The 23,275-nt window shown below is 73.4% G+C and carries 17 protein-coding genes; 4 read left to right on the top strand and 13 right to left on the bottom strand.

Annotated elements, in window-relative coordinates; genetic code table 11:
- Positions 1-9: 9 nt before the first annotated feature.
- Together C3486_RS04765 and C3486_RS04760 are read right to left on the bottom strand one after the other, a co-directional pair.
- Positions 10-1,311: a DUF4185 domain-containing protein gene (locus C3486_RS04765; RefSeq protein WP_103831278.1), complete on the bottom strand. Its 1,302-nt coding sequence runs from the start codon at positions 1,309-1,311 to the stop codon at positions 10-12.
- A gap of 57 nt (positions 1,312-1,368) precedes the next feature.
- Positions 1,369-2,346, bottom strand: a complete 978-nt coding sequence (locus C3486_RS04760; RefSeq protein ID WP_103831277.1) for a multicopper oxidase domain-containing protein — start codon at positions 2,344-2,346, stop codon at positions 1,369-1,371.
- Between the two features lie 195 nt (positions 2,347-2,541).
- Between C3486_RS04760 and C3486_RS04755 the strand changes: the two genes are divergently transcribed.
- Both C3486_RS04755 and C3486_RS04750 read left to right on the top strand, forming a co-directional pair.
- Positions 2,542-5,022, top strand: coding sequence for a ThuA domain-containing protein (locus C3486_RS04755; RefSeq protein WP_181138440.1), 2,481 nt, complete (start codon positions 2,542-2,544; stop codon positions 5,020-5,022).
- Positions 5,019-7,196 (top strand): OmpL47-type beta-barrel domain-containing protein, encoded by a 2,178-nt coding sequence (locus C3486_RS04750; protein WP_103831276.1) that lies wholly within the window; start codon positions 5,019-5,021, stop codon positions 7,194-7,196. Before C3486_RS04755 ends, C3486_RS04750 begins: the two co-directional genes overlap by 4 nt.
- Positions 7,197-7,273: 77 nt before the next feature.
- Here C3486_RS04750 and C3486_RS04745 read toward each other — a convergent pair whose 3' ends face one another.
- Complete coding sequence (locus tag C3486_RS04745; RefSeq protein ID WP_103831275.1) at positions 7,274-8,566, bottom strand: YeeE/YedE family protein; 1,293 nt, start codon at positions 8,564-8,566, stop codon at positions 7,274-7,276.
- A 250-nt stretch (positions 8,567-8,816) separates the two neighbouring features.
- Between C3486_RS04745 and C3486_RS04740 the strand changes: the two genes are divergently transcribed.
- Positions 8,817-9,251, top strand: coding sequence for a YchJ family protein (locus C3486_RS04740; protein WP_103831274.1), 435 nt, complete (start codon positions 8,817-8,819; stop codon positions 9,249-9,251).
- Here C3486_RS04740 and C3486_RS04735 read toward each other — a convergent pair.
- The 5 genes from C3486_RS04735 to C3486_RS04715 form a co-directional block, all read right to left on the bottom strand.
- Entirely contained in the window at positions 9,224-10,144 is a 921-nt protein-coding gene (locus tag C3486_RS04735; protein ID WP_103831273.1) for an aldo/keto reductase, read from the bottom strand. The two genes, C3486_RS04740 and C3486_RS04735, sit on opposite strands and share 28 nt — an antisense overlap.
- Before the next feature lie 133 nt (positions 10,145-10,277).
- Positions 10,278-11,441: a thiolase gene (locus tag C3486_RS04730; RefSeq protein WP_103831272.1), complete on the bottom strand. Its 1,164-nt coding sequence runs from the start codon at positions 11,439-11,441 to the stop codon at positions 10,278-10,280.
- The gene (locus C3486_RS04725; RefSeq protein ID WP_103831271.1) at positions 11,438-11,812 is read right to left on the bottom strand and encodes a Zn-ribbon domain-containing OB-fold protein; all 375 of its coding nucleotides are present in this window, start codon (positions 11,810-11,812) and stop codon (positions 11,438-11,440) included. Before C3486_RS04725 ends, C3486_RS04730 begins: the two co-directional genes overlap by 4 nt.
- Positions 11,809-14,184, bottom strand: coding sequence for an acetate--CoA ligase family protein (locus C3486_RS04720; protein ID WP_103831270.1), 2,376 nt, complete (start codon positions 14,182-14,184; stop codon positions 11,809-11,811). Before C3486_RS04720 ends, C3486_RS04725 begins: the two co-directional genes overlap by 4 nt.
- Complete coding sequence (locus tag C3486_RS04715; protein WP_103831269.1) at positions 14,181-15,332, bottom strand: acyl-CoA dehydrogenase family protein; 1,152 nt, start codon at positions 15,330-15,332, stop codon at positions 14,181-14,183. Before C3486_RS04715 ends, C3486_RS04720 begins: the two co-directional genes overlap by 4 nt.
- Before the next feature lie 199 nt (positions 15,333-15,531).
- Here C3486_RS04715 and C3486_RS04710 point away from each other — a divergent pair, with 199 nt between their 5' ends.
- A complete protein-coding gene (locus C3486_RS04710; RefSeq protein WP_103831268.1) occupies positions 15,532-16,437 on the top strand; it encodes a LysR family transcriptional regulator in 906 nt (301 codons plus the stop codon).
- A gap of 9 nt (positions 16,438-16,446) precedes the next feature.
- Here C3486_RS04710 and C3486_RS04705 read toward each other — a convergent pair whose 3' ends face one another.
- From C3486_RS04705 to C3486_RS04685, 5 genes are all read right to left on the bottom strand, one after another.
- Positions 16,447-18,774 carry a penicillin acylase family protein gene (locus C3486_RS04705; protein ID WP_103831267.1) on the bottom strand — a complete coding sequence of 776 codons (2,328 nt, stop codon included), beginning with the start codon at positions 18,772-18,774 and terminating at the stop codon, positions 16,447-16,449.
- Positions 18,771-20,417 (bottom strand): amidohydrolase, encoded by a 1,647-nt coding sequence (locus C3486_RS04700; RefSeq protein ID WP_103831266.1) that lies wholly within the window; start codon positions 20,415-20,417, stop codon positions 18,771-18,773. The genes C3486_RS04705 and C3486_RS04700 overlap by 4 nt, the downstream gene beginning before the upstream one ends.
- Entirely contained in the window at positions 20,414-21,937 is a 1,524-nt protein-coding gene (locus C3486_RS04695; protein WP_103831265.1) for a sodium:solute symporter, read from the bottom strand. The genes C3486_RS04700 and C3486_RS04695 overlap by 4 nt, the downstream gene beginning before the upstream one ends.
- Entirely contained in the window at positions 21,934-22,320 is a 387-nt protein-coding gene (locus tag C3486_RS04690; RefSeq protein WP_103831264.1) for a DUF3311 domain-containing protein, read from the bottom strand. The genes C3486_RS04695 and C3486_RS04690 overlap by 4 nt, the downstream gene beginning before the upstream one ends.
- Before the next feature lie 89 nt (positions 22,321-22,409).
- Positions 22,410-23,210, bottom strand: coding sequence for an SDR family NAD(P)-dependent oxidoreductase (locus C3486_RS04685; RefSeq protein WP_103831263.1), 801 nt, complete (start codon positions 23,208-23,210; stop codon positions 22,410-22,412).
- Positions 23,211-23,275 lie beyond the last annotated feature (65 nt).

Below are 23,275 nucleotides of genomic sequence, written 5' to 3'. Positions count from 1 at the left end.
CCCCCGCCGTCAGCCCGTTGTCAGCCGGACCCGCAGGAACCGCGGCCGGTAGAGCGACACGTCGTCGTTGACCGCGCCGGTGGCGGCGGTGCCGGGCGGGCCGAGGGTGTTGACGTCGTAGCTGAGGAGCAGACCGGCACGGCCGGTGAACTCCGGGTGCGCCTGCGGGTTGTAGACCGCGGTGCGCTCGGGTGAGCCGGCCGGGTCGGGCGGCCGCGGCGGGGTGACCTCGCCGTTCGGGCCGTGCCAGGGACCTTGCGCGGTGCAGGACCAGTAGCTGGTGAAGGTGGCCAGGCCGCGGCCGCCACCGCCCGCAGCGTCCATGGTGAACAGCACCCAGGTGCCGCCGTCGCGGACGACGGTGAAGGCGCTGCCCACGCCGCGCCGGCCGTCGTTGCGCAGGACGGGCGCGGCCCGTTCGGGGTCGGTCCGCCAGCCGTGGCCGTCCCAGTAGCGCCAGGCGCGGGGGTCGGCGAGCCGGCCGGCGGGCACGCGGGCCAGGTACGCGCGGCCCGCCGGGCGGTCGGCGGGGGCGTCGTTGCCGTAGACGTAGGTGTGCCGTCCGTACCGTACGGCCGCGGTGCCGTAGAGCACGCGGGTGCCGGGGTCGGCGGCCGGGGTGCGGTCGCCGACGGTGGTGACGCGTTCCAGGCGCAGCCGGGGCAGGGAGAGCGTGGCGACCTCGGTGGTGCGGGGTTCGCCGAAGAGCCAGGGGCCGGTTCCGGGGGCGCGGTTCCACAGCAGGACGCGCAGGACGCGTACGGAGGAGCCGGGGGTGCGGGGTTCGACGCGTGCGGCGACGGGCCAGCGCCAGGCGCCGGCCGGGCCCGCGGAGCGCGGCAGATCGGGGAAGTAGCCGGCGGGCCCTGCCGGGGTGCGGCGGATCAGCGTGTCGTACGGGCGGCCCGAACGGCCCGCCAGGACGAGGGAGTTGCGGATCAGTCCTGGCGGGCCGCCGCCGGTCGCCCGGGTGCGCCAGTAGTGCGGCTGTCCCTTCGGGTTGGGCGGGGGCTGGATGCGGTCGAGGAAGGTGTCGGAGAAGAGCCAGAGGGTGCGGCCGTCGGGGAGGCGTACGGAGTGGGTGCCGTCGCCGCCGGTCCAGTCGTCGAGCCGGGAGTTGTCGTTGCCGTACCGGGCGAAAGCGTGGGTGAGGCGGGTCTCGGGGGTCCAGGAGGCGATGGTGCGGGCGGTGCAGGGGGCGGCGTTCCTGCCGGTCGGGACGGCGACGAGCAGGGCCGCCGCGACGGCCGCGACGAGCAGCGCGGCCAGTGCGGCGGTGCGCCGGGACACCCGGCCGACGGGACTCCTCATGCCCCGATCATGCCGCGCCGGGGCGCGTACTCCGGTCAGGGCGTGCCGGAAGTCCCGTCAGTGGTGGCCGTCGTGTCCGGGAATCGTGCCGTCGGGCTTGGCGATCAGCAGCATGCCGGCCATGCCCATGTCGGAGTGGCTCTGGACGTGGCAGTGGTACATCCATGCGCCGGCGCCCACGCCCTCGCCGGCCAGGAACTGGAAGCCGAAGGAGTCGGCGGGTCCGGTGATCTTGTTGTCGATGATCCGGCTGGGGTCGTCGGGGCCTTCCAGCAGGCCGGTGCGGTTGTCGGCCCAGCGGTGTCCGTGCACGTGGAAGGTGTGGTAGTACTCGCCGTGCGTGATCATGATGATCTCGACGCGGTCGCCGACGGTGGCCTTGAAGTCGGGCCCCTTCGGCAGGTTGTTGATCGTCATGTCGTTGAAGACGATGGTGAACTGGCGGTCCGGGTCGGGCAGGATGTCGCCCTCGCGGCGGACCACGACCGGACCGTAGAGGCCCTTGCGGATGCCTCCGGTGCCGTGTTCGGTGCCGACGGCGTGGTCGTGGTAGTGCCAGTAGCCCGCGCTGCCGGGGCGCCAGGTGCCGTCCTTGCGTCTGCCGGGCTTGTGGGTGCGCCAGGTGTAGGTGCGGGTGCCGCCGGGCTCGATGTGGCTGCGGTTCATCTTCGTGCCGTCGCTGGCGATGTCGTAGTCCAGGCCGTGCACGTGGAGGCTGGCCGCGACGTCGAGGGTGTTGGTGACCTCGATGTGCAGGGTGTCGCCCTCGATCAGCTCGATCAGCGGCCCCGGGACGGTGGCCTTGCCCTTCTCCGGGCCGTAGCCGAGGCTGCCGTCGGGCAGCTTCTCCATGACGAGCTTCATGTGCTTGACCTCGCCGCCCGCGCCGGCCCTGCGGACGGTGCCCTGGGACGGTGCGGCGGACGCCGCGGGCGCGAGGCCGAGCGAGCCGAGCGCCGCCGCGGCGGCTCCGCCCGCGAACAGCCGTCGGCTGAACGTGCCCCGCACGGTGGGATGTCCGGCTGTCTCGGTCATCGTGCTCCCCTCGCAGAAAGCGCTCTCGGCAGTGAGCCGTCCGGAACGGTAGCGCCGTGATCTTCGTTTATCCACGGTCAGGACAAAGTTTGTTGTCTTGCGGTCATAGCTATTGGCGGACCGCCGAAAGAGGTCTAGCTTCGTCGGCTGGTCGCTGTGTTCTCACAGCTGTGTCCTCAGAGGGGTGGGTGAACCATGCGTCGCGCACCACGTCGAAAAACCTCCACCACCAGACGGTGGAGACGGACGGCCGGACTGTCGGCCCTGGCCGTCGCGGCGGCCCTGCTGGGCGGTACTCCCGCACTGGCCGGGGCGCCACCGGAACCGTCCGTGCCCAAGCTCGCGCTGCCGTCACCGCCGGGCAGCGCCAACGTCCGCGTCCTGGTGTTCCACGGCTCGGCCGGCGAGGAGCCGCCGACGGTGAACGCCGGCATCGAGGCGATCGAGAAGATCGGCCGGCAGGGACCGGCCGCCGAGCACTTCACCATCGACACCACCGCCGACCCGTCGGTCTTCACCAAGTCCCGGCTCGGCCGGTACAACGCCGTGGTCTTCCTGACCGGCGGCGGCGATGTGCTCGACCCCGAGCAGGAAGCCGGGCTGGAGAGCTACATGGAGGCCGGCGGCGGCTTCGTCGGCATCCACGACGCGGCCCGCGCCGAGCCGTACTCCGAGTGGTTCACCGGACTGATCGGCGCGCGGCCCACGGGCGGGTCGGACAACGTGCAGCGCGCCACCGTCGAGGTCGGCGACCGCGAGAACCCCGCCACCAAGAGCCTGCCGCTGGAGTGGAAGCGCCCCGACCGGTGGCTCAACTGGGCGGAGAACCCGAGCGGTTCGGTGCACACCGTGGCCCGCGTACGGGAGACCACCTTCCGGCCCGGTACCGGCGCGAACGGCGCCGACCACCCCATCTCCTGGTGCCGCGACTACGACGGCGGCAGGTCCTTCTACACCGGCATGGGCGGCACCACCGCCGCCTTCCAGGAGAGCGACTTCCGCGCCCACCTGCGCGGCGCGCTGCTGTGGACGACCCGGCTGGCCCGTGCCGACTGCCGGGCCACCATCGCCTCGAACTACAAGGCCGAGCGGGTCACCCGGCCCAACCAGCCCGGGCAGCACGACCAGATCGGCGAGCCGCACGGCGTGGTGACCGCGAAGGACGGCCGGGTGTTCTACATCGGCCGCGGCGGCGAGGGCTCGGACGCGCCCGTGATCACCGACTGGAACAACCCCGACATCGGCAAGGGCAAGGGCACCGTCCACGTCTACGACCCGGAGACCAAGAAGGTCACCCTCGCGGGCGAGCTGACCGTCTTCGGCAACAAGGGCGGCGGCGACGAGCTGGTGAAGAACGAGGAGGGGCTGCTCGGCATCGAGCTGGACCCCGACTTCCTCACCAACGGCTGGGTGTACCTGCACTACACGCCGCACTCGCAGATCAACCGCGAGACGCACATGGCCGAGCGCCGCGTCTCCCGCTTCCATCTGGACCCCGAGACCAGCAAGCTGGACCTCTCCTCGGAGAAGGTGCTGCTGAAGTGGCCGGTGCAGATCCACAGCTGCTGCCACGCGGGCGGCGGCATGGCGTGGGACTCCAAGGACAACCTCTACATCGCCACCGGTGACAACAACTCCAGCCAGTTCAGCGACGGTTACTCGGGCAACAACCCGGAGCCGAACTTCAAGGGCGTGTCGTTCGCCGACGCCCGCCGCACCGCCGGCAACACCAACAACCTCAACGGGAAGATCCTGCGGATCCACCCCGAGGACGACGGCACGTACACGATTCCCGAGGGCAACCTCTTCACCGGCAAGGAGACCGACGAGGGCGGCGGCAAGACCCGCGGCGAGATCTACGTCATGGGCGTGCGCAACCCCTCCCGCATCTCCGTCGACAAGAAGACCGACACCCTCTACGCGGGCTGGGTCGGCCCGGACGCGACCGACCCGAGCGAGACCTGGGGCCCGGCGAAGTACGACACGTTCGCCGCGATCACCCATGCCTCCAACCGCGGCTGGCCGTTCTGCATGGGCAACAAGCAGCCCTACCGCGACCGCAACCTGCCCGACCCGTCCAAGCCACTGGGCTGGTACGACTGCGACCACCTGAAGAACGAGTCGCCGAACAACGACGGGCTGGTCAACATCCCGCCCGCCGAGGCCAACAACATCTGGTACTCCCCCGCGGGCGGCGGCCCGGACTATCCGCGGAACGCCGACGGCGTGCCGAGCTACAAGAAGTCCGAGCAGAAGTTCCTCCTGCCGTGGCTCAAGGGCGGCGGCCAGGCCGCGATGGACGGTCCGGTCTACCGCTACGACGCCAAGACGGCGGGCAAGGACGCCTGGCCGGCGTACTGGGACGGCAAGTGGTTCGTCGGTGACTTCTACGACGGTGAGCAGCCGCGGAACGCGGTCGTGATGGACCCGAAGACGGCCGGCTCGGGCGGACTGCCCGTGCACGCCGAGACCCTCGACAAGATCGTCCCGGTGGGCGCCGACGGCATCCGCAACCTGATGGGCTGGACGTTCGCGCCCGACGGCTCGCTCTACGTCCTGGACTACGGCCGCGGCTTCTTCACGCACGACGGCAAGTCCGCGCTGTGGCACATCACCTACCACGGCGGCCCGGCGACTCCGCTCCCCGCGGACCTGGCCCGGAAGGCGGCCCGATGAACCGGCGGCTGACCGCTCTGCTGTCCGTCCTCTTCCTGCTGCTCGGCGTGGGCGCAACGGCTGCCTACGGACAGCCGGCACCCGTCGCGGAGCAGCAGGTGCTGACCTGGACGGCGGGCGACGACATCACCAAGTACGCGTCGGCACCCACCACGGCCGTGGCCGGGAAGGCGACCATCGTCTTCGAGAACAGCGAGGCCACCGGCAACACGATGGGCATGCCGCACACGCTGACCTTCGTGACCTCCGACCCGGAGTACAACCAGGACGTCAGCCTGAACATCATGGCGAACCCCGGTGACTCCTCGGGCGGCAAGCACACCGCCGAGGTCACGCTCACCCCCGGCAAGTACCGCTACCACTGCACCATCCCCGGCCACGAGCAGATGCAGGGCGTCCTGGTCGTCACCGACGGCGGCAGCGACGACACCACGGCGCCGGAGACCGCGGCGAAGGTCGAGGGCCAGAAGAACGCCGACGGCGCGTACGTCGGCAGCGCCACGGTGACCCTCTCGGCGACGGACGCCGGGTCGGGCGTGGACCGGATCGAGTACGCGGTGGGCGACGGCGGCTTCCAGCCGTACACCGCGCCGCTCGTGGTCGACCAGGTCGGCGCCCACAAGATCCGCTACCGCGCGGCCGACAAGGCGGGCAACGTCGCGGCCGAGAAGTCCGTCGACTTCACGGTCGTCGCGCCGGACACGAACGACACCACCCCGCCGGAGACCTCGGCGACGGTGTCCGGCGAGAAGAACGCGGACGGCGCCTACGTGGGCATGGCCACGGTGACCGTCACCGCCTCCGACACCGGGTCGGGGGTCAACACCATCGAGTACGCGCTCGGGGACGGCGCCTGGCAGCCGTACACCGCGCCGGTCATGGTGCACGAGACGGGCGATCACACGGTCCGCTACCGCGCCGCCGACAAGGCGGGCAACGCGGCGGCGGAGAAGTCGGTGACCTTCACGGTCGTGGCGCCGCCGGCCTCGGACACCACTCCCCCGGACACCGCGGCCAAGGTCGAGGGGCAGAAGAACTCCGACGGCGCGTACGTCGGCAGCGCCAAGGTGACCATTACCGCCACCGACGACGACAGCGGCGTGGACAAGGTGGAGTACTCCCTCGACGGCGGCCCGTACCTGGCGTACGAAGCGCCCGTCGTCGTGGACCGCACCGGCTACCACTCGCTCGCGCACCGGGCGACCGACAAGGCGGGCAACACCTCGCCGGCCCGTACGGTCGGCTTCACGGTCGCGGCGGGCGGCGGGGTACCCGCACCGCCCTGCCCCGAGCACGACGAGCGGCTGACCGTCATCGTCGGCACGGTCGACACCGGCGTGCCCAACCGGGTCACCGGCAACCGCTGCACCATCAACGAGCTGATCGAGGACGAGAAGGACTGGTCCTCGCAGGCGCTCTTCCTCAAGCACGTGACCGAGGTGACGGACAAACTCCTGAAGGAGGGTGTGATCGACAAGCGCGAGGCCCGGGCGATCAAGCAGGCGGCGCGCCAGTCCGGCATCGGCAAGCCGGGGCACCACACCGGCTACCGCACCCTCTTCGACGGGACGCCGGCGACCTTCGACAAGTGGGAGCACGTGGGCGGCGGCGCGTTCTCGCTCACCGGTGACGGCGCGATGACCAGCAGTACGAAGGTCGACGGCATGGGCATGCTGTGGTTCCCCGAGCGGCGCTTCGACGACTTCTCGCTGAAGCTGCAGTTCCGGGACGACGCACCGGGCACCGGCAACGCCAACGGCGGGGTCTTCGTCCGCTTCCCCGACGTCCATGACCACCCGGAGGAGTCCCGGCCCGAGTGGGTCGCCATCAAGTACGGACACGAGGTCCAGATCCTGGACCGTCCGGACGGCGACATGTACAAGACGGGCTCGATCTACGGCTTCGACCGGGTCGGCCTCGGCGGTGCGGGCGTCACGCCCAAGGGCACCTGGAACGACTACGAGATCCGGGTGGTCGACCAGCACTACTCGGTCTACCGCAACGGCAAGCTGATCAACGAGTTCGACAACACCGGCGGGCAGGTCTTCAACCCGCCGCGGGACGACGACCCGGGCACCGACGGCCGGCGCTACGCCTCCGGCTATGTGGGGCTCCAGGTCCACAGTACGAGCGACGTCATCTCGTACCGCAATATCCGCATCCAGGAGCTGTGAGGCGCACTCACTCTCCGTGACGACGGCGGCCGCCGGGATTCCTCCCGGCGGCCGCCGCTCGTGTGCGTGTCAGGCGCTCAGCAGACGCCGTCCCCCGGCTTGGGGTTGCCGAGGCCGAAGGCCGGGCGCAGACGGAGGCCCGCCCAGGTGCCGACCAGCGCCGCCGCGCCCCAGATCCAGCCGTGCAGGCTGCCGGAGGCGATGCCGGCGAGGTACGCGCCGATGTTGCAGCCGCCGGCCATCCGGGCGCCGATGCCCATCAGGACGCCGCCGAGCACGGCCGCGAGCGCGGTGCGCGCCGGAATGCCGCGGTGCAGCTTCCAGACGCCGCCCGCCGCCGCGGCCACCGCGGCGCCGACCATGATGCCGAGGTCGGTCAGGCTGGTCTTGTCGGCGAGCACGGGGCCCGCGTACGAGGCCGCGTTCTTCGGGTCCTGCCAGAACGCCCAGTGCTCAGGGGAGCCGCCGAGCAGGCCCACCAGCTTCGAGCCCCACAGCGCGAAGGCGCTGGTGATGCCCCAGGCGCCGCCGGAGACCAGCAGCACGGCCGCGCCGAGGACGGCGAGGACGAGGGCGCCGGTCCACAGCGTCCAGGAGCCGCGGAAGGCACGGGCCAGGGTGGTGCGCGCGGACGGCGGGGTGCCGACCGGCGGCGGGTTGCGGCGGGCCTGGACGCGCCGGGAGACCAGCACGACCACGGCGAGCAGCACCATGGTCACGGCCCAGGAGCCGGCCCAGCCGAGGTGGTCGGAGAAGAGCACCGGGTCAAATGCGGGCAGGTCGCGCCAGAGGTCGTACTGCCAGGCCGCCACCGTCGAGCCGGCGATGAAGCCGCCCAGGGTGAGCACGATGGTGCTCTGGCCCGAGCCGACGGCGAAGAGGGTGCCGGAGGCGCAGGCGCCGCCGAGCTGCATGCCGACGGCGAAGAGGAAGGCGCCGACCAGCAGGGCGACGCCCAGCGGGCCCGCGCTGGGCGCCGGTACCGAACCGAACAGGCCGGTGCCGGTGCCGATGAGCAGCGCGAAGAGCGTGGCGGTGGTGCCGAGCAGCAGGGCGTGGGCGCGCAGCCCGGTGCCGTTGCCGACGGCGATCAGCTGCCGCCAGGCCGAGGTGAAGCCGAAGCGGGAGTGGAAGAGCGCGAAGCCCAGGGCGATGCCGACGAGCAGCAGGATGCCGGGCTTGGCGCCGTTGGCGGTCCACACGTAGGCGGTGAGCCCGGCCCCGATCAGGCCGGCGACCACCAGGGGCGTCCGGCGGACGGGCGGCGCCGGCTCGGCCGCGGGCGCGGGCGTGCGGGTGGGGGCCGGGGTGAGCAGGGTGCCGGTACGGGTCGGCGCCCCGGCCGCCCCGGCGGGGGGAGCGGTCGTCACGTGGTGTCTCCGTGGGAGGCGATGCGGTACGGGGGCGTACCGGAGAAGGAGAAAGCAGGACCTGGAGGGGGCGTCAGCGGCTACAGAGCGCGTCGTCGACGTCCCACGGCGTCGCCGCGAAGAGCGCGAGCGTGAGCACACTGGCGGGTCCGAACATGCCGTCCACGGTAATACCGGGTGTAAGCCACACGTAAAGCTGTCTCGGATGGCGAGACATTTCGTCCGCCCGACGGACGGGCAGAATGGGCGCATGTCCCGTCGCACCCCGCGCCCGAAGCAGGCCGCAGCCCCTGCCGTCACCGCCTCCTCGCCCTGTCCGTGCGGCCTGCCCGCCACGTACGGGGAGTGCTGCGGGCGGTTCCACGCCGGGACGGCCGCCGCGCCCACCTGCGAGCGGCTGATGCGCTCCCGCTACAGCGCCTTCGTCGTACGGGACGAGCCCTACCTGCTGCGGACCTGGCACCCGGACACCCGGCCGCCCCGCCTCGGCCTCGACGCGGGGCAGCGCTGGCTGGGGCTGGAGATCCTGGGCACGTCCGAGGGCAGCGCGTTCCACACCACCGGCACGGTCGAGTTCCGGGCCCGGTTCCGGCACGGCGGCGTGACGGACGCGCTGCACGAGCACAGCCGCTTCGTGCGGCACGAGGGTGCCTGGGTCTACCTGGACGCGCTGTTCGCCGAGTGAGCACGGCGGAGGCGGGCCACGTCCTCGTCCGTGAGCCGCAGCGCCCCGGCGGCGACGTTCTCCGCGAGATGGCCCGGGTCGCCGGTACCCGGGATGGCCAGCACGTGCGGCCCCTGCCGCAGCGTCCACGCCAGGCGCACCTGTGCGGCCGACGCCCCGTGCGCGCGGGCGACGGCGCGCACCGCTTCGCTGTCCTCGGGACTCGCCCCCGCCTCGCGCCCGGCGCCGGCGATCGCGAAGAACGGCACGTAGGCGACGCCCAGTTCGCCACAGACCCGCAGGAAGTCCTGCTCCGCGTCCGGCGCACCGATGCCGTAGGGATTCTGCACGCAGACGACCGGCGCGATGGCCCGCGCCTCGGCCAGGTGCTCGGGCGTGGCGTTCGAGATGCCGAGATGGCGTATGAGCCCGGCCTCGCGCAGCTCGGCCAGCGCCCCGAAGTGCGCGGCGATCGAGCCCGTTCTGCGGCTCGGCGGGATGCGCAGGTTGACGACGTCCAGGTGGTCGCGGCCGAGCTGGCGGAGGTTCTCCTCCACTTGGCCGCGCAGTTGCTCCGGCGTGGCCCACCACCACGTGCCCGAGGGCTCCCGGCCGGGCCAGACCTTGGTGGTGATGACCAGGTCCGCCGGGTACGGCGCCAGTGCCCGGTTGATCAGCTCGTTGGCGGAGCGCAGGGAGGAGAAGTAGAACGCGGCGGTGTCGATGTGGTTGACGCCGAGCTCGACCGCGCGCCGGAGCACGCCGATGGACCGCTCGCGGTCGCTCGGTACCGCCGGGCCGAAGGGCACGTCGCCCGTCAGCCGCATCGCGCCGAATCCGATGCGGTTGACGGTCAGGTCACCGAGTCTCCAGGTGCCCGCGGCGGTGGCGGGGCGTGCGCATGCGTCTGGCATGGATCTCCTTCGTGAGCGGGGCGGAGGACGGCATGAAAAAAAGCCTCCCCGGCGGAAGGTCCGCGGCGGGAAGGCTCGGAAGGCACCCCCATTCTATCCCTGTCGCGTCGTCGGCTCCCGGTGTTCCGCCGCCTCAGAGCGCGGCTTCCGTGCCGAGGATCGCGGTGACCTGGCTGGAGAGCACCCCGCCGTTGCCGTGCGCGAGCGCGGTCACGGCCCCCGGCACCTGACGCTCGCCGCAGTCGCCGCGCAGCTGCCGGACCGCCTCGATCACGGTGAAGATCCCGTACATGCCGGGGTGGCCGTAGGAGAGGCCGCCGCCGTTGGTGTTGACCGGCAGCCGCCCGCCGGGCGCGATCCCGCCGTCGGCGACGAACGCGCCGCCCTCGCCCTTGGCGCAGAAGCCCAGGTCCTCCAGGAAGAGGACCGGGTTGATGGTGAACGCGTCGTACAGCTCCACGACGTCGATGTCGGCGGGGGTCAGCCCGGCCGCGGCGAAGGCCCGCCGCCCGGAGTCGGTCGCCGCCGTCACGGTGAGATCGGGCATCCGCGATATGGACCGGTGCCAGGTCGCCTCCCCCGCGCCCAGCAGGTAGGCGGGCGTCGCCGCGAGGTCGCGGGCCCGCTCGGCGGAGGTGACGACCAGCGCGCCGCCGCCGTCGGTGACCAGGCAGCAGTCCCGTACGGTCAGCGGATCGCTGATCATCCGGGAGCCGAGCACGTCCTCCCTGGTCAGCGGCTTGCGCGCGAACGCAGCCGGGTTGAGCCCGGCCCACTCGCGGGCCGCCACCGCCACGTCGGCCAGCTGCTCGCGGGTGGTGCCGTACTCGTGCATGTGGCGCGCCGCCGCCAGCGCGTACATGGTGATCGGGTAGCGCGGCCCGTACGGCGCCTCGTACGGGTCGGGCCGGGACGGCGAGACCAGCCGGCCGCCGTCGGAGCGCTGCGTGGAGCCGTAGACGATCAGTACGGTGGTGCACTGACCCTGCTCGATGGCGGTGGCGGCGTGCAGCAGGTGCGAGACGAAGGAGCTGCCGCCGATGTTGGTGCCGTCGAGGTGGCGCGGCCGGATGCCCAGGTACTCGGCGGTGTCCATCGCGGCCATCGGCAGGTACGAGGAGGCCGTGAAGAGGCCGTCCACCTCGGACTTGGCGATTCCCGCTCCGGCCAGGGCGCGGGCCGCCGCCTGGCCCGCGAGGTCCAGCGGGGTGAGGCCGGGCGCGACCTCGCCGAGGTCCGACTCGGCGACGCCGACGACGGCGGCCGTGCCGCGCAGGCTCTTCGTCGCGCCGCTCACCGCGCCTCCTTCACGAAGACGGCCACCGGTTCGCCGCCCTCGTCGGCGGTGGTGAACCGTACGGTGGTGCCGATCGGCACGTCGGCGGGGTCGGTGCCGTCCACCCGCGACATCATCCGGAAGCCCTCGTCCAGGTCGACCAGGACGACGCCGCGCGCGCCGTCCCGGGCGCGGACGACGGTGGCCGCGTAGACGGTGCCGCGGCCCGCGCTGCGCTCCCAGGACAGCTCCTGCGCGCCGCACTCCGGGCAGAGCACGCGGGGCGGGAAGACGGTCCGCAGGCAGGCGTCGCAGCGCTGGTAGCGGAGTTCGCCGCGGTCGAGGCCCGCGCGGTAGGCACGCGCGGGCGCGGCGGCGGTCGGCTCACTCATGCGGGGTCCTGATCGTCGGTGGGTGCGGACGGTCCGTCCGGGGAGGCGGACGGCTCTGGGATCGGTGCGGGCGGTCCGTCGGGTGAGACGGCTAGTCCGTCGGCTGAGGCGGACGGCCCTGCGGTCGGTGCGTACGGTCCGTCGGCCGGTACGGCAGTGCCGTCGGGGCCGTCGGGGCCGTCGGGGTTCTCGGCGCCCTCGGGGGTGAGTACCGCGAGGCAGTCGACCGCCGTCGCGCCCTCGCCCGCCGGCCCGAGCAGCAGCGGGTTCACGTCCAGTTCGGCCAGTTCGTCCGCGAGGTCCTCGGCGAGCCAGGAGAGGCGGTGCACCGCGTCCGCCGCGGCGTCGAGGTCGCGCGGCGCGGCCCCGCGCACCCCGTCCAGGACCGGCGCGGCGCGCAGCGTGCGGAGGAGTCTGCGGGCACCCGGCGGGTCGACGGGCGCGACGGCAACCCGGCTGTCGTCGAGCACGTCGACCAGGACGCCGCCGAAGCCCGCGATGACGACGGGCCCGAACGCCGGGTCGTGCTTGATGCCGAGGATCAGTTCCACCGCGCCGTCCACGGCGGCCATCCGCTGGACGAGGAGCCGGGCGCCGGTGATCCCGGCGCGTCCGGCGGCGCGCAGGACGTCCTGCGCGGCGGCGCGCACGGCGTCCGCGCCGGTCACGCCGAGCCGCACACCGCCCAGTTCGCTCTTGTGGGCGACGTCGGCGGAGAGCAGCTTGACGGCGACCGGGCCGCCGCCGAGCCGGGCGGCCGCCGCGACCGCCTCCTCGGCGTCCGCCACCGCCACGGACTCCGCGCAGCGCAGCCCGTACGCCGCGACCAGCCGTGCCGACTCGGCCTCGTCCAGCCGGGTGCGGCCCTGCTGCCGGGCGTGAGCGATCACCTCGCGGGCCGCGGCGGTGTCGATCCCCGACGGGCGCACCCGGGTGGGCAGCGGCGGGCGGAGGCTGAAGTCGGCGAGCCGGCCGAGCGCGGCGGCGGCCCGTCCGGGGTCGGTGTAGCAGGGAATGCCCCGCTCCCGGAGGCGGCGCCGGGCCCGGCCGTCGCCACCGGTCCAGACGACGGCCAGCGGCCGGTCGGTGGCCCGGTACGCCTCGTCGAGGGTGGCCGTCAGCCGGTCGGCGTGCGCGTCGGCGTTGCCGAGGAGTACGGCGATCATGTCCGTGCCGGGGTGCCGGAGGGCGACCGCGAGGCCCCTGCGCAGGATGTCCGGGTCGCTGACGAGCGCGGCGGTGAGGTCGACGGGGTTGCGGGGCGAGCCGAACGGCGGGATGGCGGCGGCCATTTCCCGCTGCCACTCCGGCTCCCAGGGCGCGACCTCGATACCGTGCGCGCCGGCCTCGTCGGCCATCAGGACGCCCGCGCCGCCGGAGAGCGAGAGTGTGGTGAGGCGGCGGCCCTTCGTGCGGCGCCCGGCGGCGAACACCTGGGCGGCGTCCAGCAGGGGTTCCATCCCGGCGACGCGGACGATGCCGTACTGCCGGGCGGCGCCGTCGAAGACCCGGTCCTCGCCCGCGAGCGAGGCGGTGTGGGAGTGGGCGGCCCGCGCGCCGGCCTCGGAGCGGCCGACCTTCACCGCGACCAGCGGCTTCCCGGCCGCGTGCGCGCGGCGCGCGGCCCGCAGCAGCAGCCGCCCGTCCGGGACGCCCTCCAGATACGCCAGCAGGACCTGGGCCTCGTCCGTCCCCGCGAGCACGTCGAGCAGCTCGGCGACGGAGATGTCCAGCTCGTTGCCGGTGTTGACGTAGTGCGAGAAGCCGATGCCGTCCTGCTGGGCGGTGCTGAAGATGAACGTCCCGAACGCACCGCTCTGGCTGAGGAACGCGACGGGCCCCGCGAGGAGTTCCCGGTCGCCGTCGAGCGCCGAGGTGAAGGTGGGCAGGGCACGGTCGCGCAGGCTCATCAGGCCGAGGCAGTTGGGGCCGAGGACGCGGATGCCGGTCTCCCGGACGGCGGCCGCCAGTTCGCGCTGGAGGGCCGCGCCGCTCTCGCCGGTCTCGGCGAAGCCCGCGGCGCCGACGATGGCGGCGGGGATGCCGCGCCGGGCGCAGTCCCGCAGCGCGCCGGCGGCCTGCGTGGCGTCCAGCATGATCATGGCCAGGTCGATGTCGCCGTCGATGGCGTCGAGCGCGGGGTACGCCTTGAGGCCCTGGACGGTGTCCCGGCGGGAGTTGACCGGCAGTACGCGGCCCGTGAAGCCGTACCGCTTGAGCAGGTCGACGGGGCGGCCCGAGAGCTTGAGCGGGTTGTCGGAGGCGCCGAGCACCGCGATGGAACGCGGGTGCAGCAGCGCGTCGAGCGGCGCGCGTTCGCCGCGGGGCGCCGGGTGGGGCGCCACGTCGGGCACCGGCCCGTCGGCGGTCATACGGTCGCCTCCCGCAGCAGCTGCTTGCCGATGATGAGCTTCTGGATCTCGCTGGTGCCCTCGTAGATGCGGAAGAGCCGGGCGTCGCGGTAGAGCCGTTCGGCGGTGGTGCCGCGCATGTAGCCGGTCCCGCCGTGCACCTGTACGGCCCGGTCGGCGACCCGGCAGACCATCTCGCTGCAGAACAGCTTGGCGCTGGAAGGGCCGAGGCGGGTGTCGGTGCCCGCGTCGAAGCCCTCGGCGGCGGCCAGCACCATCGCGCGCCCTGCGTGCAGTTCGGCGTAGGAGTCGGCGAGCAGCTCCTGGACGAGCTGGAAGCGGCTGATCGGGGCGCCGCCCTGGTGGGCCGTTCCGGCGTACCGTACGGCCTCGTCCAGCGCGCGCGAGGCGAGTCCGACGCAGAGCGCGGCGATGTGCAGCCGGCCGCGGGTGAGGGAGGCCATCGCGGCGCCGAAGCCGGCGTTCTCGCGCTCGCCGAGCAGGGCCCGGCCGGGCAGCCGTACGTCGTCGAAGGAGACCTCGGCGGTGTGCGCGCCGCGCTGGCCCATCGTGTCGTCGGGCGGGCCGATGCGGACGCCGGGCGTGCCGGTCTCCACCAGGAAGGCGGAGATGCCCTTGTTCGGCGCTGCGCCGGGGTCGGTGCGGGCGAAGACGACGAGGAGGTCGGCCACGTCGGCGTTGGTGATGAAGCGCTTGGCACCGGTGAGCACCCAGCCTCCCGTGCCGTCCCGTACGGCCTTGGTGCGCAGGCCGCTGGGGTCGGACCCGGCACCGTCCTCGGTGAGCGCGAAGGAGGCGATGGCGGCGCCGGATGCGAGCGCGGGCAGCCAGCGCTTCTGCTGCTCCTCGGTGCCGGAGTTGACCAGGGCCTTGCCCGCGATGCCGTTGTTGGTGCCCATCAGGGAGCGGAAGGCCGGTGTGGTCCAGCCCAGTTCGAAGGCGAGCCGGACGTCCTGGCGCATGTCCAGGCCGAGGCCGCCGTACTCCTCCGGCAGCGACCAGCCGAAGAGTCCCATGCCGGCGGCGGCGCGGCGCAGCTCGTCCGGCACGTGGTCGGTGCGTTCGATCTCGTCCTCGCGCGGCACGACCTCGTTGCGGACGAAGTCCCGTACGGTGCGCAGGATGTCCCGGAAGACGTCGGCGTCCATGTGTGCCCCTTTCCGGTGCGGGTGGGGTGGTGCCGTGAACCTCGTGGTGCCGTGAACCTCGTGGTGCCGTACTTCTCGTGGTGCCGTGAGCCGTTGCTGAGCAGGTCCTGCGTCGGCGAACGTACCAGCAAGATGGGTGATACAACTAACACTGAACGGACCATCGATTTATTCGCCGCCGCGACCTAATGTCGCCGCCATGGAGCTGCGTCACCTGCACGCGTTCGTCGCCGTCGCCGAGGAGCTGAGCTTCACCCGGGCCGCCGAGCGGCTGCACATCTCGCAGCCGCCGCTCTCCCAGCAGATCAAGCGGCTGGAGCGGGAGGTGGGCACGGCCCTGCTGCGCCGCACCACCCGCAGCGTCGAACTCACCGCGGCGGGCGCGGCGTTCCTGGCCGGCGTCCGCGACGCGCTGGGCTCGCTGGACGCGGCCAAGGAGGCGGCGCACCGCGCGGCGGCCGGCGAGAGCGGCACCGTACGCCTCGGTTTCAGCGGACCCACTTCCTACCGTGAACTGGCCGCCATCACACGGGAGTTCAGGGTGAAGCGGCCGCACGTACGGCTGGAGGTGGCCGGCCCGTTCTTCGCGGGCGAGCTGGCCGGGCGGCTGCGGCTGGGCGAGCTGGACGCCGGGCTGGTCCGGCTGCCGCTGCCGGACGCCGGTCTGCGCGTCGTCGAGCTGCTGCGGCATCCGCTGGCCGCCGCGGTGCCCGCGGGCCATCCGCTCGCCGCGCGGGACGTGCTGCGCCTGGCGGACCTGGACGGGGTGCCGCTCGTGGGATATCCGTCGGGGCGCGGTTCGGTGGTGCGCAAGCTGCTGCGCATCACCTTCGCGGAGCGCGGGCTGACGCTGGAGGTGGCCCAGGAGGCACCCGACACGCATACGATCCTCTCGCTCGTGGCCGCCGGCGCCGGCGTCGGGCTCGTCCCCGTCTCCGCGCGCCACCTGGGCGTGCCGGGCGTCACCCTGCTGCCGGTCGCCGACGCGCCCGCCGTGCCGCTCGGGCTGGCCTGGCGCGACGGCGACCCGGACCCGGCCGTGCGGGCCCTGGTCGGGCTCGTCCAGGACCTCGCGGGCGAACTGCCGGACGCGGCGGCCGAGTAGGCCGCGCGCTCACGTGCCCGGTACGAGCGTGATCCGCTGCGTGGTGTGCTCCTCCACCCGCTCGCGCGAGTACAGCAGCGGGAACGATCCGTCCGCCGCCCAGGTGTCGAACAGGTCCCGGTAGTGCGGGCTGCCCGGGTCGCCCGACTGGCCCGGCGTGCTCATCGCCACCGAGTCGTCCCACGCGCCCACGTCCACGACCAGCCGGAAGCTCGCGCCGCCGGACTGCCGGAAGCCGGGCCCGTACGCGGTCGCCGAGACCGTGTCCCCGCTGCCGCCACGCGGTGCGGGCCCCACCGAGGACCAGTCCCCCGCCTTCTCGCCCAGCAGCTTGGCGAGCGGGTGGTGGAGATGCGCCTGGTGGAGCGCGCCCCAACGCCACGTACCGGGGTCGGGTCCGAGCAGTGCGGCCGTCTCGTCCCACGCGGGGCCCAGGCTGCCGAGGATCGCCGCGCTGACCGCCTCCTCGGGGTCCGGGCCGAGCCGGTTCCCCGGCTCCAGCAGCAGCGAGAGGTCCACCCGCGCGTCGGCGGTGGCGTCCTCGGCGGGCAGCACCCGGGCCAGCGCCTCGGGCACCCGGTCGGCGGGCAGCAGTGGGGCGAGGGCGCGCCTCAGCACCTCGGGGCGGAGGTGGCGGCGGTACCAGATCTCGAAGAGCGCGGCAGCGGCCGAGTCCGCGCCGAGCGTGGCGTCCCAGTCCCGCAGCAGCTTGAGGCCCTCGGCGACCCGGTCGTCGTCGCTGGTCAGCCCGGCCAGCAGCGGCTGGATGCGGCGCGCCGGCAGGCTCACGTAGTCGTTCTGCAGCGCCACGCAGTCCGGCACGGTCCAGTCGGCGCGTGCCGCCAGCGCCTCGGCGATGCGCTGGTGGCGGTAGGGCGCGTACCAGTCGTAGGTGACGGTGCGTTCGGCGTTCGGGTAGTCGCCGGGGAGGTTGAGCTGGTTGGCCGTGGCGAACCAGCCGTCCTCGGGGTTCCGTACGGACGGCAGCGAGCCGACCGGGTGGTGGCCGTCCCATTCGTAGCGGCCGTCGCCCGGCACCGGCAGCGTGCCGTCCCAGCCGCGGCGGACCGGGACCCGCCCGGCGGGGCGCCAGCCGACCGTGCCGTCCGGCGCCGCGTACACCTGGTTCTCACCGGGCGCGCCCCACCGCTCCATGGCGGCCACGAAGGCATCGGGACCGGTCGCGCCCATGTAGTCCATGCTGCCCAGGTACGGGGCCATGCCGGGCTCCAGCCAGGCGGCGCGTACGGCGAACGCCGCGGCGCGGTCCGGGCGTTCGTCGATGACGGGACCGTGCCGGGTGAACCACAGGTCGGTGGTGACGGGCTCGCTGCCACGCACCGGAATGGTCTCGGTGACCTTGGTCATCGCCTCCCAGCCGTCCCCGTACGCGTACCGCTTGGGGTCGGCCGGGTCGGTGCGGTAGACGTACAGGTCCTCCTGGTCGATGGGGAAGATCGTGAGGCCGAAGGCCAGATGGCCGTTGTGGCCGATGGAGACGCCGGGCAGGGCCGGCTCGCCCGCGCCGATGACGTCGAGTCCCGGCGCCGAGAGGTGGGCGAGGTAGCGCAGCGCTGGCAGGGTCACGGCCCGGTGCGGGTCGTTGGCCAGCAGCGGGCGGCCGGTGGCGGTGCGGGACGGGGCGAGCACCCAGTTGTTGCTGCCGTCGATGCCCTGACGCGGGGCCTTCGGCGCCCACGGCGGGGTGGTCGCCATCCGGTACACGCGCAGCACGTCGTCGGGGAGGACGGAGAGGTCCAGTCCCTCGGGCACGCGCAGCGCGTGGGCGGGCTCGCGGGCCTTGCGCAGCTCCTCCACCTCGGGTCCGAAGTCCCTGAGCGTCAGCGCCCGTGCGACCTCGTCGTGCAGGTTGTAGTGGAGTCCGTGGCTGCGGATGCGGGCGACGTCGGCGGGCTCCCAGTACGCCGGTGCGTAATCCAGCAGCTGGAACTCCGGCGGGAGGTACTGGCGTTGCTCGCGGCAGAGCGTGACGAAGGCGTTGATGCCGTGCACGAAGGCGGTGGTGACCCGTTCGGTGTCCGGGCCGTACGACTCCCACTCGGCCGCCATGTCGCCGCGGTAGAGGAACAGCCGGGCCGCGCGGTCGTGTTCGGCGTACTCGGGCCCGAACACCTCGGCCAGCAGGCCGAGTCCGCGCCGCCGCCACAGGTCGATCTGGAAGAGCCGGTCGCGGGCCGCGTTGAACCCCTGCGCGAGGAAGAGGTCCTCGCGCGAGGCGGCGTACAGGTGCGGGACGCCCCAGCGGTCGACCAGGATCTCCACGGGCGCGGTCAGGCCCGGCACCTCGAAGGTGGTGGCGGTATCGGCCCCTGTCATCGGGTGGCCTCCTCGTGCACGCACCGTCCGCCCGCATAGGTCGCGCGTACCGGGATGGCGGCGATGCCGTGCGGGTCGGCGGTCAGCGGGTTCTCGCCGAGGACGGTGAAGTCGGCGAGGTGGCCGGCGGCGATCCGGCCCTTGTGGTGTGCCGTGCCCTCCGCCTCGGCCGAGCCGAGGGTGAAGATCCGCAGCGCCTCGGCGGCGGTGACGCGCTGGGACGGGCCGACCTTCGCGCCGTCCTCGATGCCCTCGCGGGTGACCATCGACTGCAGGCCGAGCAGCGGTTCGTAGGGACCGCAGGGGTAGTCGGAGGAGCCGGCGACGGTGACGCCCGCGTCGAGGAAGGAGCGGTGCGCGAACATCCGCTCCGTGCGCTCCGGGCCGTACCAGGTGTTCAGCGCCGCGCCGTGGTAGCCGGCGTACCCGGCGAACGGTACGGCGATGGCGTCCAGCGCCTTCATCCGGGCGAGGATCGCGTCGTCGATGAGCGTGCAGTGCTCGATGCGGTGGCGCAGTCCGGGGCGCGGCAGCTCGCGCTGTGCCGCCTCGAAGGCGTCCAGGACGAGGCGGATCGCGGCGTCACCGTTGGCGTGCACGCCGATCCGGTTGCCGTCCGCGTGCACCTGGCGGACCTGCGCGGTCAGTTCCTCGGTGGAGGTGGTCTGGATGCCGTGCCCGCCGCACTCGGGATCCGCGTACGGCTCGGCCAGCAGGCAGGTCCGGCCGCCGATCGCGCCGTCCAGGAACGCCTTGACGCCGACGAACCGCAGCAGGTCGTCGCCGAAGCCGCTGCCGACGCCGAGCACCCGTGCCTTGGCGTAGTGGTCGATGGACAGCAGCATGCCCGTACGGAGCGTCAGCCGGCCCTGGCCACGGGCGGTGCGCAGCAGCACGATGTCGTCCGGGGCGATCAGTGCGTCGCAGATCGAGGTGAGCCCGGCCGCGTGCCACAGCTCCTGGGCGCGCAGCAGGCCGCGCAGCCGGTCCTCGGGCGAGCTGGGCGCGATCGGTGAGTCGCCGCGTGCGGTGGCCGGGTAGACGACGTTCATCAGGGCGCGTTCGATCAGCCGGCCGTCGAGGCGGCCGTCCGCGTCGCGGCCGAAGTCGCCGCCGTCCGGTGCCGGGGTGTCCTCGTCGATGCCGAGGGCGCGCAGCGCGGCGGAGTTGGCGACGCCCCAGTGCCCGGCGACGTGCACGACGAGCACCGGGTTGCCGGGGGCCGCGTGGTCCAGCTCCCGGCGGGTGATCCGGCCGGTCTTGACGTCGTCGTACCGGCTGCCGCGCACCCACTCCCCCGCCGGCGTGCGGGCCGCCTCGGCGGTGACGGCGGCCAGCAGCGCGTCGGCCGTGGCCACCGCGGCGGCCGACAGGTCCAGGTGGAGCAGGTCGGTGGCGGCCATCGCGAGGTGGATGTGCGCGTCGTTGAGGCCGGGGATCACCGTGGCGTCGCCGAAGTCGACCTCGGGGGCGTCGGGGAAGCGGTCCCGCAGCGCGGCGATCGGTCCGGTGGCGCGTATCCGGCCGTCGGCGACGGCGAAGCCCTCGGGCTCCGGGGCGCCGTCCGGGCCGCCGGTGCCGGCCGTGCGCTGGCTGACGATGTGGGCGGCGCGGTACAGCACCGGGGTGGTTTCGTCAATCACGGAGCCTCCTTCGGAGTGGCCGGGGCCGGGGTGGTGCCGGCCGTCGCCGGTGGCACGCGCGGGTGTTCCGCGGGTCCGGCGAGGGTGACCGCTGCGGTGACGACGAGGTTGACGGCGAGCGCGACGATGCCGCCGTTGACGCCGTACAGCGGATCGTTGCCGGTGGCCCAGAGCGCCACCACGACCGCGAGCCCGGCGAACATCCCCGCCAGCGCGCCGGCCTTCGTCATCCGCCGCCAGAACAGCGCGAGCAGCACCACGGGCACCAGCTGCGCCAGGCCCTCGTACGACAGGACCGACAGCTGGACCAGGGTGTTGGGGTAGAAGAGGGCGCCGCCCAGCGCGATCAGCCCGGCGATCAGGCAGACCAGCTGCGAGAGGCGCTTGGTGCGGACGTCGTCGGCGGGCGCCCGGCCGGTACGGCGGCTGCGTGGATCGGCGCCGTTGCCGCCGCCGAGCAGGGTGCGGCCCCACAGCGTGCCGATGGCCAGCATGAACACGCTCATCGGGACGATGGCGGAGAGCGCGCCCGCGACGCCGACGAGCGCCACGACGGGGGCCGGCAGCGAGTCGGTGACCAGGCTGAACAGTGCCAGGTCCGGATTGCCGAGGGCCGGCATGACGAACAGCGCGGTGGCCCCGATCATCATCGGGACGAAGAGCAGCAGCTGGTACCAGGGCAGCAGGACGGCGTTTCGGCGCAGCGCGTTGGGGCTCTTCGCGCTGAGGTAGCCGGCCACGGTGGTCGGGAAGATGGTGATGGTCACGGCGTTGAGCAGCGTCGTCGTGATGAACCACGTGCCGCCCTTGCCGCCGGACTCGTGCCCGGGGAAGGTCAGCCACTGGGGCTTCTCGGCGACCATGCGGTGCATGAAGTCGCCGAGGCCGTCGAGGTAGTGCAGCGGCACGTACACCGCGAGGAAGACCACCGCGAAGATGACCAGGACGTCCTTGAGCGCGCTGACCCAGGCCGAGCCGCGCAGCCCGGAGACCAGGATGAAGACCTCGGCGACGACGAAGGAGATGACCGCGGCGACCTTCAGGTCCACGCTGCCGTACGTCATCGCGTTGACCACCACGCCCATGCCCTGGATCTGGACCTGGATGTACGGCACGAGGAAGACCGTGGCGACCACGGCGACGACGATGCCGACGGGCCGGGAGCGGAAGCGGTGTTCGGCCAGGTCCGCGATGGAGATCAGGCCGTGCCGGCCGGCGTACGTCCAGATGGCCGGGCCGACGACGTACCCCACGGCGAAGCCGACGGTGAGGTAGGCGACGAGGTAGAGGATGGGCACGCCGAAGGAGTACGACCAGCCGGCCGTGCCGAGGAAGGAGAAGCTGGTGTAGGTCTCGCCGGCCATCAGCAGCCAGATGAAGAGCACGCCCAGGCCCCGGCTGGAGACCGACCACTCGGCCAGGCCCTTGTCCCGGCCGCGTGCGCTCGCCACGCCGATGACGATCGTCGCGATCATGGCGAGGCCGAAGATGGTCGTCGCGATTGCCGCCGAACCGCTCATGCGGCGCCTCCTTCGGGTCCTTCGGGCGCGCCCCCGCGGGCGCCGGTCGGCGGGCCGCCGGCCGGCCCGGTGGTGTGCGGCCCGTCGACGGGCAGCGGTTCGGCGGCGTCGGTGCGGTACGCGGGGTCCAGGCGGGTGACGGCCCAGATGACGAGGGGGCTGACCACCGTGGCGGCGAGGATCCAGAACAGCAGGAACGGCAGGCCCAGGACGCGCGGCTCGACGCGGTTGGCGACCAGCGGCGCCAGGCAGTACAGCACGGCCGGGACGAGCAGCAGCCACAGCGCGGGGCGCCGCCGACTCACCTCGGGCAGGCCGTCGAGCGGGTGCGGCCCGGTCTCCGCCGGGCCCTCCCGGCCACGGTCCTCGGGGGCGTGCGACATGGGGCTCCCTTCGGGGGAAGAGGGGTACGGTCCGGCCCGCGGCGCGCCCGGTACCGGCCGCCTGGACGGTACCGCAGGATCACCGCAGGTCAGACCGAGGGCTCGTACCGGCCGTCGACCGCGGTCCAGCCGCCGTCCACGGTGAGCACGCTGCCGGTGACGAAGGTGGAGGCGTCCGAGACCAGGTAGTGGACGGCGCCGGCCAGCTCCTCGGCGCCGGCCCACCGGCGCAGCGCGGACGCCTGCGCGTACGCGTCGTACCACTCGGGGTCGGCGGCGATCTGGTCGGTCAGCGGCGTACGCACCACGCCGGGCGCGACGGCGTTGAACCGCACCCCGCGCGGCCCCCATTCGGCCGCCGCCGTCCGCAGGAACTGCACCAGCCCCGCCTTGGACGCGGCGTACACGCTCTGGCCCGGCTCGACCTGCACGGCACGCATCGAGGCGAGCCCGACCACGCTGCCGCCGCCGCGCTCGGCCATCGCCGGCGCGACGGCCTGCACGAGGGCGAAGTGCGCCCGGAGGTTGAGCGCCACCACCCGGTCGAACTCCGCGAGGGTGTAATCGGCGATCCGCTTGCGTACGTTGGCGCCGACCGTGACGACCAGGCCGTCCGGCGCGCCCCACGCGGCCGCCGCGGCACGCACCGCGTCGTCGTCCAGCACGTCGAGTGCGTACGCGGTCGCCGTGCCGGTGCGGCTGCCGGGCGCGGGCTGCTCCTCGCCCGCGAGCCGCACCGTCTCCTCGGCCCCCTTGAGGTCCCGGTCGGCGACGGTGACATCGGCCCCGTGCGCGACCAGCGCCCGTACGGCCTCCCGGCCGATCCCGCTGCCGCCGCCGACGACCACGACGTGCCGCCCGTCGAGCCGGAAGAGGTGCGCGTAGGTCATGCGGGGCTCCTTCGCGTGCGGGGTGCGGGGCGGACGGTGCCGGGGTGCGGGGCGGACGGTGCGGG

Origin of the sequence: Streptomyces sp. Ru73, assembly GCF_002920575.1 — a bacterium.
In the GTDB taxonomy this organism is placed as follows: Bacteria; Actinomycetota; Actinomycetes; order Streptomycetales; family Streptomycetaceae; genus Streptomyces.
Note: the sequence above shows the minus strand (reverse complement) of the source record. Positions and strands in the feature narration are given on the sequence as shown.

Bases quoted from the DNA above. Each gene is read 5' to 3' on its own strand.
- C3486_RS04740 (WP_103831274.1), top strand. From the start codon at position 8,817: ATGTCCCGTCGCACCCCGCGCCCGAAGCAGGCCGCAGCCCCTGCCGTC.
- C3486_RS04685 (WP_103831263.1), bottom strand. From the start codon at position 23,210: ATGACCTACGCGCACCTCTTCCGGCTCGACGGGCGGCACGTCGTGGTC.
- C3486_RS04710 (WP_103831268.1), top strand. From the start codon at position 15,532: ATGGAGCTGCGTCACCTGCACGCGTTCGTCGCCGTCGCCGAGGAGCTG.
- C3486_RS04690 (WP_103831264.1), bottom strand. From the start codon at position 22,320: ATGTCGCACGCCCCCGAGGACCGTGGCCGGGAGGGCCCGGCGGAGACC.
- C3486_RS04725 (WP_103831271.1), bottom strand. From the start codon at position 11,812: ATGAGTGAGCCGACCGCCGCCGCGCCCGCGCGTGCCTACCGCGCGGGC.
- C3486_RS04720 (WP_103831270.1), bottom strand. From the start codon at position 14,184: ATGACCGCCGACGGGCCGGTGCCCGACGTGGCGCCCCACCCGGCGCCC.
- C3486_RS04695 (WP_103831265.1), bottom strand. From the start codon at position 21,937: ATGAGCGGTTCGGCGGCAATCGCGACGACCATCTTCGGCCTCGCCATG.
- C3486_RS04755 (WP_181138440.1), top strand. From the start codon at position 2,542: ATGCGTCGCGCACCACGTCGAAAAACCTCCACCACCAGACGGTGGAGA.
- C3486_RS04760 (WP_103831277.1), bottom strand. From the start codon at position 2,346: ATGACCGAGACAGCCGGACATCCCACCGTGCGGGGCACGTTCAGCCGA.
- C3486_RS04735 (WP_103831273.1), bottom strand. From the start codon at position 10,144: ATGCCAGACGCATGCGCACGCCCCGCCACCGCCGCGGGCACCTGGAGA.
- C3486_RS04715 (WP_103831269.1), bottom strand. From the start codon at position 15,332: ATGGACGCCGACGTCTTCCGGGACATCCTGCGCACCGTACGGGACTTC.
- C3486_RS04750 (WP_103831276.1), top strand. From the start codon at position 5,019: ATGAACCGGCGGCTGACCGCTCTGCTGTCCGTCCTCTTCCTGCTGCTC.
- C3486_RS04705 (WP_103831267.1), bottom strand. From the start codon at position 18,774: ATGACAGGGGCCGATACCGCCACCACCTTCGAGGTGCCGGGCCTGACC.
- C3486_RS04765 (WP_103831278.1), bottom strand. From the start codon at position 1,311: ATGAGGAGTCCCGTCGGCCGGGTGTCCCGGCGCACCGCCGCACTGGCC.